The organism is Cellulosimicrobium sp. CpK407 (assembly GCF_051844275.1).
GTDB classification, from domain to species: Bacteria; Actinomycetota; Actinomycetes; order Actinomycetales; family Cellulomonadaceae; genus Cellulosimicrobium; species Cellulosimicrobium cellulans_G.
Map to the genome: position 1 here is coordinate 1 of NZ_JBGNYC010000045.1, position 11,955 is coordinate 11,955.

Below are 11,955 nucleotides of genomic sequence, written 5' to 3' on the forward strand. Positions count from 1 at the left end.
TCCCCCCCGGGCCACAGCCACATGCTGGGGAGTCGACGTCAGAAGACGTTGATGACGATCGTCGAGCCCTTCGGGGCGGTGCGGCCGTCGCCGCCCGGAGGGTCCTGGGCGTAGACGATGTTGAGAGGGCTGATGCCCTGCGGGTGCCGGACCTCGACCGTGAACCCCGCGTCGGTGAGCGCCTTCTCGGCGGCCTTGACGTTCATCGAGTAGGTGTTGGGCACCTCGACGAGCGGCGGCCCGAGCGACACGACGACGTTCACCGTGTCCGTCCGGTGCGCGTCGGTGCCCTGCTCGGGGTCCTGGCGGATCACGAGGCCCGCGGCGACGGACTCCGAGTACTCCTCGGTGACCGCGGGCACGAGGCCCTGGTCCTCCAGGGCCTGGACCGCGGCGTCCTTCGGGGAGCCCGTGACCTGCGGCACGACGACGGGCGCGGGCCCGGACGAGACGGTGAGCACCACCGGCACGTCGTGCCGGATCGTGGCGCCCTCCTCGATGACGTTGCCGTCGGGGTCCTTCACGGCCATGACCTGGCCCGACGGCACCTCGTCGTGCGGCGTGAGGACGGGGTCGCCGAGCGTCAGGTCGGCGCCCTCGATCGCGGCGGTCGCCTCCTCCTGCGTCGCGCCCACGAGGCCGGTCGGCACCGTGAGCATCCGCACGCCCTTCGACACGACGAGCTGCACGCTGCCGTCCTTGCGCACGTCCTCGCCGGACGCCGGGTCGGTCGCCACGACGGCGCCCTCCGGCACGGCGTCGTCGTAGCGCTCCTCGACCGTGTGGTCGAGGCCCGCCCCGTCGAGGATCGCGGCGGCCTCGGTCCGGGACGCCTCGACGAGCCCGCCGGGGACCTGCGTGTACGCGCCGGGCCCGGAGGAGAACCACCAGGCCGCGCCGCCGCCGGCCCCCGCGAGGACGAGCAGGACGACGAGCGACCAGACGACCGCCCGGCCTCGCCCGCGGCGTCGCGCCGTGACCGGGGGAGCGGGAGGTGGCGGCGGGCCCGGCCGCGTCGTCGGGGCGACGACGTGCCCGACGGCGAGCGGCTCGGTGAGGCCGGCGGCCTCGCGGTCCTGCAGGCTGAGCGCGGCGAGGGGCGCGGTCGCCGCGGACCGGTGCTCCGTCGTCGGGCCGGACCCGGGGGCCTCGGCCGGGGGGCCGTCGACGGCCGCGCCCGCGGGCGGGTCGACGCGCCGCTCGAGGTCGGCCGGGTCGAGCGCCGCGCGGGTCGAGCGCACGAGCGCGAGCGCGGCGCCGGCGTCGGCCGGGCGGTCGGCGGGGTCGCGCGCGGCGAGGGCGCACAGCAGGTCGTCGACCTCGGGCGGGATCCACGGGGCGACGTCCGAGGGCGGCGGCACGTCGTTGTTGACGTGCTGGAACGCGACCTGGATGGGAGTCGTGCCGGTGTGCGGGACCGTGCCCAGCAGCATCTCGTACGCGAGGATGCCCACGGCGTAGACGTCGGTCCGTGCGTCGCACGCGCCCGTCGCGATGAGCTCGGGGGAGAGGTAGGCGACGGTCCCGAGGATGGTGCCGGTCGTCGTCGCCGTGACCTCGTTGACCGCGCGCGCGAGCCCGAAGTCCGTGACCTTGAGCCGGCCCTCGGCGTCGACGAGCACGTTCTCCGGCTTGATGTCGCGGTGCACGAGACCGGCGCGGTGGGCGGCGGCGAGCGCGTCGAGGACGTCCTCGAGCACGTCGAGCGTGCGGCCCAGCGGCAGCGTGCGCTCCGCGAGCATCGCGCGGCGCAGGTTCGAGCCCGCCACGTACTCCATCGTGAGGTAGCTCGTGTCGCCGTCGAGCCCCTGGTCGTACACGGCGACGAGCCCCGGGTGCGTGAGGCGGGCCGCCGCGCGCGCCTCGCGGCGGAAGCGCGAGACGAAGTCGGCGCCGGACGCGCCCTCGGCGAGGTGGGCGTGCATGACCTTGAGCGCGACCTCGCGCTCGAGCCGGCGGTCGACGGCCAGGTACACCGTCGCCATGCCGCCTCGCGCGATGCGCGAGACGACCTCGTACCGCCCGTCGACCAGGCGGCCGACGAGGGGATCGGTCGTCACGGTGGCCACGGGAGAGAGTCTAGGTGGCCCGACGTCGCGATCCGGTGAGCGCGGGCGCGCACGGCGTGGGTGTCGTGTGGAGGCACGCCGTAGGCTTGCCCGGTGACCGACCGTGACCCCAGCCCCCGCCCGACCCTCGACGACCTGGTCGGCGAGTGGCTGACCCTGCCCGACGTCGCCGAGGCGCTCGGCACCGACGTCGGCAAGGTGCGCCGCATCGTGCAGGAGCGCCGCGTCGTCGGCGTGAAGCGCGGCGAGCGCACGACGTTCCAGATCCCGGCCCGCTTCCTCGTGCCGCTGCACCTCGTCGACCCGGCGAACGCGGGCCGTCCGGACGAGAGCGGGCGGGTGGGCGTCCTGTCGAGCCTGCAGGGCACGATCGTCGTGCTCACCGACGCCGGGTTCGACGACGCCGAGATCCTCGAGTGGCTGTTCAGCCCGAACGACGAGCTGGGTGAGCCCCCGTTCGACACGCTCCTGAGCGGGCACAAGGCGCGGGTGCGCCGCGTCGCGCAGTCCGAGCTCTGACCCGCTCGCCCGACCGGCCCGTCGGAGCCGCTCGGCCTCGCGTCAGGCGGTCCGCTCGACGGCGGCCCGCGCGAGCAGCCCGAGCATCGTGGCCCCGGGCTCGGCGAGCCCGGCGTCGGCGAGGGCCGACGACGCACGGTCGGTGAGCTCGGCGATGAGCGACTCCACGGCGTCGCGCGCGCCGGTCTCGACGAGCACGGCGCGCAGGTCCTCGACCGTGCTCGCGTCGAGGTCAGGGTCGCCCAGGTGCGTGAGCAGGAGGTCGCGCTGCGCGGGCGTCGCGGCGGCGAGCGCGCGCACGACGAGCACCGTGCGCTTGCCCTCGCGCAGGTCGTCGCCCGCGGGCTTGCCCGTGACGCGCGCGTCCCCGAACACGCCGAGCACGTCGTCGCGGAGCTGGAACGCCTCGCCCACGGGCAGCCCGAACGCGCTCGTCGCGGCGACGGCGTCCTCGTCGGCCCCGGCGAGCGCCGCGCCGAGCGCGATGGGGTGCTCCACGCTGTAGCGCGCCGACTTCGACCGGATCACGGCCCGCGCGCGCTCCTCGTCGGCCGCGGGGTCGTCGCCCCAGGGCAGCACCTGCGCCTGCACGTCGAGGTACTGCCCGACGATCACCTCGGTCTGCATGCGACCGAAGACGACGCGCGAGCGGGTCGCGACGTCGGCGGGGAGGGCGTCGAGCGCGTCGCCCAGCTCGCGGTGGCTCGCGATGAGCGCGAGGTCGCCGAGCAGGATCGCCGTGTTCTCGCCGTAGCGGTCGGCGTCGCCGGACCAGCCGAGCCCGCGGTGCCGCGCCCCGAACGCACGGTGCGCGGTCGGCCGCCCGCGCCGGGTGTCGGAGGCGTCCATGACGTCGTCGTGGAAGAGCGCAGCGGCCTGGAACAGCTCGAGCGCCGCGCCCGCGCGGAGCGCGACCTCGCGGTGCGGGCCGTCCGGGTCGCCGCCATGTGCGCGCCAGGACCAGTAGCAGAAGGCCGCCCGGAGGCGCTTGCCACCGGCGAGCAGCTCGTCCGTCGCGTCGGCGAGGGGGTCGGCGTCGGGGTGCGTGGAGGAGAGCTCCTCGCGCAGCGCCGCGGTCGAGACGTGCAGGGCCTCGTCGACCCCGGCGCGGACGCCCTCCCGGTCGACGAGCGCGCTCGGGCTCGGGTCGGTGACGCTCCGAGGGGCCCCCGGGTCGAGGGGCTCGGGCGAGGACGAGGTCGGCAGCGACGGGTTCGGCACGGGGGCAGCCTATGCGGTGCGGCACCTCGGCGGCGTCGTCCCACGGTCGGACCCGTCAGCCGGCCGCGACCTGCCCGCTGATCGTCACCAGCCGCTCGGTCTCGTCGTCGAACACGCCGACGGCCAGCGACTCGGTGGGGGACTCGGGGGCCGGCGTCCGGACGAACGTCGTGAGCGAGGTGAGCGCGCTCGGGACGCTCGAGGGCGACACCGCGAACCCGGCGGCGCCGAGCGCCTCGGTGTAGTAGGCGGTGAGCACGTCGACGGGCTCGTCCGAGCGCAGGTTGAGAGTGACGTCGACCAGCGTGCCGTCCTCTGACGGCCGGGCCGAGCTCGCGAGCACCTGGGCGCCCGCGGGGACCGTGACGAGCTCGGCCGGGAAACCCTCCACGAGGTCCCCGACGGCGGAGTCCGCGTCGTAGCGGGGCAGCGGCGTGCCTGCGTCCCCCGCAGCCTCCTCGGCGGGGGACGCAGGCGTGCCACGGGGCCCGGCGGCCCCCTGGACGTCGTCCGGGCCCGCCTGGCAGCCGGCGAGCGCCGTGCCGAGCAGCGCCACGGCGAGGACGACGGCGGCCGCGTGGACGGACGGGGCCGCTCGCCGCGCGCGGGCTCGGGTTCGTGGTGGCACGCGCACACCGTAGTCACCCGGGCGTCTGCGAGCCACCACCGGCCTCGGGGGTGGACCACAGGCGGAGCGCGGGGTCGGGTCCGGGCCCCGCGCGTCCACAGCCGTCCGCCCGCCCGCCCCGCGCGCCGTCGGGACGGGCTGGGATGGGCGTCATGACCACCCTGATCCGGGCCCAGGGCCCGCGCGAGCTCCTCGCCTACGTCCCCTACCGGCTCGGCTACCGACCCCAGGACAGCGTCGTCCTCGTCGGGCTGCGACCGCCGCGCGGTCGGGTCGGCCTCGTCGTCCGGGTCGACGTCGCCGACCTCGCCGACCTGGAGCACGGCCCGCAGCTCGCGCGCTCCGTCGTCGGCCACCTCGCCGCCGACGGCGCGCAGCGGGTCGTCCTCGTCGTGTACACGGGAGCGCCGCTGCGGTCCGGCGGCGTCGGGACCGCCGTCGTGAGGGCCGCCGTCGAGCGCTGCCGGGAGGCCGTCGAGCCGGAGCACGGTCCGGTGGACGTCTGGGTCGTGTCGCCGAGCGGCTGGTACGCGCTCGACTGCGCCGAGGACGAGTGCTGCCCGCCGGGCGGGCGCCCGCTGCGCGAGCTCGAGTCCAGCGAGGTGGGCGCGCACATGGTGCTCGCCGGGGCCGTGCTCGCGGACTCGCGCGAGGAGGCGCTGCGGATCCCGCGCGCGGGCGCCGACGCGCGGCGGCGTGCGGCGCGCGCGGCCCGCCGGGTTCGGGACCGCGCCCGCGAGGGCGGTCCTCCCGGCGCCGGGGCCGACCCCGACGCCGTCGCCCGCCGCGTCGAGAGCCTGGCCGAGTGGCGTGCGGCGGTCGCCCGCGCGACCGCGCACGAGCAGGGGCGTGCCGAGAGCGGGGCCCGGGGCGCGGGGACCGGTGCAGGGCTGCCTCCGGCCACGGTCCTCGGCCGGCTCGCGGCCGGGCTCGAGGCGGTCCCGGTGCGTGACGCCGTGCTCGTCTCGCTCGTGCCCGGGACGGGCGACCTCGCGGACCGCACGGTCCGCGGCGGCGACGTCGACGCCGGGACGGCGCGCGCGATCGCGTCGATCGTCGACCCGGCGGCGGGGCTGGCGCCGGACCCGGACGTGACCGGTCCCGCCCGCGCCGTGCTCGAGGCGGTCGTGGCCCACGCGCCGCGCGGGAGCACGGCCCCGGCGCTCACGCTCCTCGCGCTCGTCGCCTGGTGGCACGGGGACGGCGGCAGGGCGGGACGCCGGCTCGACGAGGCGCTCGCGGAGGACCCGACGTACCGGCTCGCCCTCCTGCTGTCGAGCGCGCTCGACGCCGGGGTCGCGCCGGGCTGGATCCGCGCCGACGTGTGAGCCGCGGCGCGCGGGTTCGGGTAGGTTCGACCGCAACACGACCTGCGGTCGCCGCCCGCGGCCGACCGCGCCCACGAGCCGTTCCCGGAGGACACATGAGCGTCGTCGTCGCGCACCTGAGCACGCCCGAGGGTCGTGAGGCTCTCGACAGCGCGGCCACCGAGGCGGTCCGGCGCGGCACCGATCTCGTGGTCGTCGTCACGGAGGCGTCGACCTCGACGCCCGAGCTCGTCGCGGCGCACGAGGACGACCTGCGTCGGGTCGAGGAGCGGCTCGCGGGGACGGGGACGACGCTGCGGCGCGAGCAGGGGACGTCCGACCTCGCCGAGGACCTCGTGAGCGCCGCCGAGCGGGCCTCCGCGGACCTCATCGTCATCGGCCTGCGCCGCCGCAGCCCGGTCGGCAAGCTCATCCTCGGGTCGAACGCGCAGCGCATCCTGCTCGACGCGCCCTGCCCGGTGCTGGCCGTCAAGCCCGAGCGCGCGGGGGCCTGAGCAGGGAATCTTCGGGGGTACCGGGCCGTTGTACAGGCCAGGACCCGGGTGTCGAACGTCGCCGAGACGTGGTGTGCGGGCCGCCGCGAGGCGGTCAGGTCCGACCTCACCTCGTGTCGCGGCGTCCGGTGCACGGATCGCCGGTACAATATAGGTATCCGCCAGAGCCCGACGACTCGCCGTGAGAGTCCACGAGAAGCCCGCACTTCACGGTTCACGTCCCCGCTCCGGCGGCCCTACCGCCCCCCATGATTGCCGAAAGGTCGGTTTGTGGCGCCCTCAACCCCGATTTCCGCACTCCCGCGAGAGTTCGAGCACCCCGCCCTGCAGGAGCTCCTGCGGCGCGGCAGCGCGAACGGTCGCGTCGACGCCGAGAGCTTCCGCACCGCGTGCGAGCAGGCCGCCGTCAACGACGCCAAGCGGCTGAAGGCGGTCTTCCGCGCGCTCGCGGGCGCCGGCGTCGAGGTCGACATCCCGACCACGACCAAGGTCGCCGCGGCGGCGTCCCCGCGCAGCACGACGACGGCGCGCACCAAGCCCGCGGCGGCGAAGTCCGCGTCGACGACCAAGCGCACGACGACCACCACCAAGGCCGCCCCGGCCGCCGAGGGCGACGCGGCCGAGGCCGCCCCGTCCACCGGCCCGGCGAAGCCCGCGGCGCGCAAGACCGCGGCGAAGGCTCCGGCCAAGGCGAAGGCGACCCCCGCGCGCGCCAAGAAGAAGGACGACGACGAGGACGACGTCGACGTCGAGGTCGAGGACCTCGAGATCGACGTGATCGAGGACGACGAGGACGCGGCCGCGGACACGGGTGCGAAGAAGCCCGCCGCCGGTGCCGCGACCGAGGAGCCCGAGGAGACGGGCTTCGTCGTGTCGGACGCCGACGAGGACGACGCGCCGGTCCAGCAGGTCGTGACCGCGGGTGCGACGGCCGACCCGGTCAAGGACTACCTCAAGCAGATCGGCAAGGTCGCGCTGCTGAACGCGGAGCAGGAGGTCGAGCTCGCGAAGCGGATCGAGGCCGGCCTGTTCGCCGAGGAGAAGCTCGCGGCCGAGGGCGACGACCTGGACCGCAAGCTCAAGCGTGAGCTGCAGTGGATCGCGCACGACGGCAAGCGGGCGAAGAACCACCTGCTGGAGGCGAACCTGCGTCTGGTGGTGTCGCTGGCCAAGCGGTACACGGGCCGCGGGATGCTGTTCCTGGACCTGATCCAGGAGGGCAACCTCGGTCTGATCCGTGCGGTCGAGAAGTTCGACTACACCAAGGGCTACAAGTTCTCGACGTACGCGACGTGGTGGATCCGGCAGGCGATCACGCGCGCGATGGCGGACCAGGCGCGCACGATCCGCATCCCGGTGCACATGGTCGAGGTCATCAACAAGCTCGCGCGCGTGCAGCGTCAGATGCTGCAGGACCTGGGTCGTGAGCCCACGCCCGAGGAGCTCGCCAAGGAGCTCGACATGACCCCGGAGAAGGTCGTCGAGGTCCAGAAGTACGGCCGCGAGCCGATCTCGCTGCACACTCCGCTCGGCGAGGACGGCGACAGCGAGTTCGGTGACCTCATCGAGGACTCCGAGGCCATCGTCCCGGCCGACGCCGTGAGCTTCACGCTCCTGCAGGAGCAGCTCCACCAGGTGCTCGACACGCTCAGCGAGCGCGAGGCGGGCGTCGTCTCGATGCGGTTCGGCCTCTCGGACGGCCAGCCCAAGACGCTCGACGAGATCGGCAAGGTCTACGGCGTGACGCGCGAGCGCATCCGTCAGATCGAGTCGAAGACCATGTCGAAGCTGCGCCACCCGAGCCGCTCGCAGGTGCTGCGCGACTACCTCGACTGACGCGTCGCGGCGGGCGGCCGGTGCACGCCACCGGCCGCCCGCCGTCGTCGCACGACGAAGGCCCCGAGGAGATCTCCTCGGGGCCTTCGTCGTGTCTGAGGTCGTGCCGCCGGGACCGGGCGGTGGAGCCGGTCCCCGCGGTGGTGCGCTCCTGGCGCGGGACGGTGCTCGGCGGAGGGCGCGTCAGCGCGCGCCGTGCTCCGCGAGCAGCTTGTCGGTCTCGTCCTGGATGGACGTCGCGAGGTCGGTGTAGGCATCCGCGTGCGCCCGCGCGTGGTGGCCGCAGAACAGCAGCTCGCCGCTCGGCAGGACCACACGGACGTACGCCTGGGCCCCGCAGCGGTCGCAGCGGTCGGCCGCGGTCAGCGGTTCGGTGGTGGTCGTCGTAGCAGTCACGTGAACATCAAACCATCTGCTCCCGAGGATTCGTCCCGCCGGGGCCCGGGGTTCGCTACCCGCGAAGCGGAGCCGCGTGGTCGCGCAGCGGCCTCGCGGCGGGGGAGCGCAACGGTGTGGGCGCGCTCGTCTAGGCTTGCCGCCGTGACGACCACCTCCGCTGAGTCCAGCTACACCGCTCGGCACCTGTCCGTGCTCGAGGGCCTCGAGGCCGTGCGCAAGCGCCCGGGCATGTACATCGGCACGACCGACTCGCGCGGTCTCATGCACTGCCTCTGGGAGATCATCGACAACTCGGTCGACGAGGCGCTCGCCGGGAACTGCTCGAAGATCCGGGTGGTGCTGCACGCCGACTCGTCCGTGACGGTCGAGGACGACGGTCGCGGCATCCCCGTGGACATCGAGCCCAAGACCGGGCTGTCCGGCGTCGAGGTCGTGTTCACCAAGCTCCACGCGGGCGGCAAGTTCGGCGGCGGGTCGTACACCGCGTCGGGCGGTCTGCACGGCGTCGGGGCGTCCGTCGTCAACGCGCTGTCCGCGCGCCTGGACGTCGAGGTCGACCGCGGCGGCAAGACGCACCGCATGACCTTCCACCGCGGCGAGCCGGGCGTCTTCACGGACCCGAAGGCAGGACCGACGCCGGACGCCCCGTTCGAGCCGTTCGTCTCCGGGTCGGAGCTCGCCGTCGTCGGCAAGACGAAGCGCGGCGTCACGGGCACGCGCGTGCGCTACTGGGCCGACCGCCAGATCTTCCTCAAGACCGCCGTCTTCTCCTACGACGAGCTCGTCACGCGCGTGCGCCAGACGACGTTCCTCGTCCCCGGCCTCGAGATCACCGTGCGCGACGAGCGCTGCGTCCCGGGCACGCCGGGGGAGGACGGGCCGCACGAGGAGACGTTCGTGCACACGGGCGGGTCGGTCGACTTCGTCGACTTCCTGGCGCCGGACACGCCCGTCACCGCGACCTGGCACCTCACGGGCTCGGGGTCGTTCACGGAGACCGTCCCGGTGCTCGACGACCGCGGCCACATGACGCCGCAGGCGGTCCAGCGCGACTGCGAGGTCGACGTCGCGCTGCGCTGGGGCACGGGGTACGAGACCGAGGTCCGCAGCTTCGTCAACATCATCGCCACGCCCAAGGGCGGCTCCCACCTCGGCGGGTTCGAGCAGGGCCTGCTCAAGGTGCTGCGCAAGGCGGTCGAGACGAACGCGCGCCGCCTCAAGGTCTCGACGAAGGACGCGTCCGAGCGCATCGAGAAGGACGACGTCCTCGCCGGCCTGACCGCCGTCGTCACCGTCCGCCTCGCGGAGCCGCAGTTCGAGGGCCAGACGAAGGAGGTCCTCGGCACCGCGCCCGTGCGCGGCATCGTGTCGCGCGTGGTGGAGAAGGAGCTGAACGCCCTCCTCACGTCGACCAAGCGCGACGAGAAGACGCAGGCCGCGCTGCTGCTCGACAAGGTCGTGGCGGAGATGCGCGCGCGCATCACCGCGCGCAAGCAGAAGGAGATCTCGCGGCGCAAGAACGCGCTCGAGACGTCGTCCCTCCCGGCCAAGCTCGTCGACTGCCGCAGCGACGACGTCGAGCGCAGCGAGCTGTTCATCGTCGAGGGCGACAGCGCGCTCGGCACCGCGCGCCTCGCGCGCAGCTCCGACTTCCAGGCGCTCCTGCCCATCCGCGGCAAGATCCTCAACGTGCAGAAGGCGTCCGTGAGCGACATGCTGCGCAACGCCGAGTGCACCGCGATCATCCAGGTGCTCGGCGCCGGGTCGGGGCGGTCGTTCGACCTCGAGGCCGCGCGCTACGGCAAGATCGTGCTCATGACGGACGCCGACGTCGACGGCGCCCACATCCGCACCCTGCTGCTCACGCTCTTCTACCGCTACATGAAGCCGCTCGTCGAGGCGGGCCGCGTCTTCGCTGCCGTGCCGCCGCTGCACCGTATCGAGGTCATCGGTGCCGGGCGCCGCAAGAACGAGTACATCTACACATACTCCGAGGCCGAGCTCGCCGCGACCCTCAAGAAGCTCGACAAGGCCGGGCGCCGCTACAAGGACGACATCCAGCGGTACAAGGGCCTGGGGGAGATGGACGCCGACCAGCTCGCCGAGACGACGATGGACCCCCGCCACCGCACGCTGCGTCGCGTCACGGCCGAGCACGCCGAGGCCGCGGAGCGCGTGTTCGAGCTGCTCATGGGCAGCGACGTCGCGCCGCGCAAGGAGTTCATCGTCGCCGGCGCCGCCGAGCTGGACCACGCGCGTATCGACGTCTGACGATGACCGACGGGCAGGACGCGCGTCGGGCGGGCGACCCCGACCTCGTCCGCCTGCTACGGCGCACCGTCCTGCTGGTCGCGGGGCTCAACCTCGCGTACTTCGTCGTCGAGCTCACGGTCGCGCTCGCGGCGGGTTCGGTCTCGCTGCTCGCCGACAGCGTGGACTTCCTCGAGGACACGGCGATCAACCTGCTCATCGCCGTCGCGCTCGGCTTCCCGCTCGCGCGGCGCGCGGTCCTGGGCAAGGTCATGGCGCTGCTCATCCTCGGTCCTGCCCTCTTCGCGGCCTGGGAGGCGGTGCAGCGCTTCGGCGACCCGACGGCGCCCCACGTCGTGCCGCTCGTCCTCGCCTCGCTCGGGGCGATCGTCGTCAACGGCGTGTGCGCGTGGCTCCTGGTGCGGGTCCGACACCACGGTGGGTCGCTGAGCCGGGCAGCGTTCCTGTCGGCGCGCAACGACGTGCTCGTCAACGTCGCCGTCATCGCGATGGGGCTCGTGACCGCGTGGACCGGCTCCGGCTGGCCGGACCTCGTGCTCGGGTGCGGGATCATCTTCCTCGCGTTCCACTCCGCCTACGAGGTCTGGGAGGTCAGCGAGGAGGAGCGGCTGGCCGCCAAGGCCGTCGCGGGCGAGGAGATCGGGTGACGGTGCGTCGTCCGACTGGCGGGCGTCCGGGCGCGGGTCGGCGCAGGCTCCGTACGCTGACGTCGTGACCCTCCGAACCCTCCGCGACGCCGCCGCGCGCCCGCTCACCGCCCTGACCGCCGTCCTGCTCGCCGCGGGCCTGCTGGCCGGGTGCTCCTCCACCGACGAGCCGGCCGCCGACGCCGCGTCGCCGTCCACGTCGACCGCGAGCGAGGAGACGAGCGCCCCGGCCGACGACGCGACGGACGAGGCGTCCGACGACGCCGAGGACGCGCCCGAGCTCTCGTACGAGGGGCGCGCGGGCACGACCGCGCTCGACCTGCTGCTCGAGGCGGACCCGTCCGCCCAGGTGACCGGCGAGGGCGAGAACGCGTTCGTCACGGCGATCGACGGCGTCGCGGCCGACCCGGACAGCGAGTTCTGGGCGCTGTACGTGAACGGCGAGATGGCTACCGTGGGAGCAGGATCCCTCGAGACCGAGGACGGGGACGAGATCACGTGGAAGCTCGAGACGTTCACCTCGTGACGGGTTCGCAGGCCTTG

Annotated in this window: 11 protein-coding genes; 7 read left to right on the forward strand and 4 right to left on the reverse strand. The window is 74.3% G+C overall.

The window, feature by feature from the left end:
- Window positions 1–38 precede the first annotated feature (38 nt).
- The gene (locus ABWU78_RS16520) at window positions 39–2,069 is read right to left on the reverse strand and encodes a Stk1 family PASTA domain-containing Ser/Thr kinase (RefSeq protein ID WP_353709081.1); all 2,031 of its coding nucleotides are present in this window, start codon (window positions 2,067–2,069) and stop codon (window positions 39–41) included.
- 93 nt (window positions 2,070–2,162) lie between these two features.
- Between ABWU78_RS16520 and ABWU78_RS16525 the strand changes: the two genes are divergently transcribed.
- Entirely contained in the window at window positions 2,163–2,588 is a 426-nt protein-coding gene (locus tag ABWU78_RS16525) for an Rv2175c family DNA-binding protein (protein WP_353709082.1), read from the forward strand.
- A 42-nt stretch (window positions 2,589–2,630) separates the two neighbouring features.
- On the opposite strand, the gene ABWU78_RS16530 is transcribed toward ABWU78_RS16525, so the two are convergent.
- Window positions 2,631–3,809: a polyprenyl synthetase family protein gene (locus ABWU78_RS16530; protein ID WP_353709083.1), complete on the reverse strand. Its 1,179-nt coding sequence runs from the start codon at window positions 3,807–3,809 to the stop codon at window positions 2,631–2,633.
- A 55-nt stretch (window positions 3,810–3,864) separates the two neighbouring features.
- Window positions 3,865–4,437: a hypothetical protein gene (locus tag ABWU78_RS16535; RefSeq protein ID WP_253050011.1), complete on the reverse strand. Its 573-nt coding sequence runs from the start codon at window positions 4,435–4,437 to the stop codon at window positions 3,865–3,867.
- A 152-nt stretch (window positions 4,438–4,589) separates the two neighbouring features.
- Between ABWU78_RS16535 and ABWU78_RS16540 the strand changes: the two genes are divergently transcribed.
- The 3 genes from ABWU78_RS16540 (at window position 4,590) to ABWU78_RS16550 (ending at window position 8,095) form a co-directional block, all read left to right on the forward strand.
- A complete protein-coding gene (locus tag ABWU78_RS16540) occupies window positions 4,590–5,765 on the forward strand; it encodes a DUF4192 domain-containing protein (protein ID WP_353709084.1) in 1,176 nt (391 codons plus the stop codon).
- 95 nt (window positions 5,766–5,860) lie between these two features.
- Window positions 5,861–6,259, forward strand: coding sequence for a universal stress protein (locus tag ABWU78_RS16545; protein WP_253050005.1), 399 nt, complete (start codon window positions 5,861–5,863; stop codon window positions 6,257–6,259).
- A gap of 270 nt (window positions 6,260–6,529) precedes the next feature.
- Window positions 6,530–8,095, forward strand: a complete 1,566-nt coding sequence (locus ABWU78_RS16550) for an RNA polymerase sigma factor (protein ID WP_439158993.1) — start codon at window positions 6,530–6,532, stop codon at window positions 8,093–8,095.
- A gap of 183 nt (window positions 8,096–8,278) precedes the next feature.
- Here ABWU78_RS16550 and ABWU78_RS16555 read toward each other — a convergent pair whose 3' ends face one another.
- Window positions 8,279–8,491 carry a DUF7455 domain-containing protein gene (locus ABWU78_RS16555; RefSeq protein WP_021479923.1) on the reverse strand — a complete coding sequence of 71 codons (213 nt, stop codon included), beginning with the start codon at window positions 8,489–8,491 and terminating at the stop codon, window positions 8,279–8,281.
- A 144-nt stretch (window positions 8,492–8,635) separates the two neighbouring features.
- Here ABWU78_RS16555 and ABWU78_RS16560 point away from each other — a divergent pair, with 144 nt between their 5' ends.
- The 3 genes from ABWU78_RS16560 (at window position 8,636) to ABWU78_RS16570 (ending at window position 11,938) form a co-directional block, all read left to right on the forward strand.
- Window positions 8,636–10,765 (forward strand): DNA gyrase/topoisomerase IV subunit B, encoded by a 2,130-nt coding sequence (locus tag ABWU78_RS16560; RefSeq protein ID WP_439158994.1) that lies wholly within the window; start codon window positions 8,636–8,638, stop codon window positions 10,763–10,765.
- A 2-nt stretch (window positions 10,766–10,767) separates the two neighbouring features.
- On the forward strand, window positions 10,768–11,412 hold the full coding sequence (locus tag ABWU78_RS16565; RefSeq protein ID WP_253049996.1) for a cation transporter: 645 nt from the start codon (window positions 10,768–10,770) through the stop codon (window positions 11,410–11,412).
- A gap of 64 nt (window positions 11,413–11,476) precedes the next feature.
- Window positions 11,477–11,938 (forward strand): DUF4430 domain-containing protein, encoded by a 462-nt coding sequence (locus ABWU78_RS16570; RefSeq protein ID WP_353709086.1) that lies wholly within the window; start codon window positions 11,477–11,479, stop codon window positions 11,936–11,938.
- Window positions 11,939–11,955: the final 17 nt, after the last annotated feature.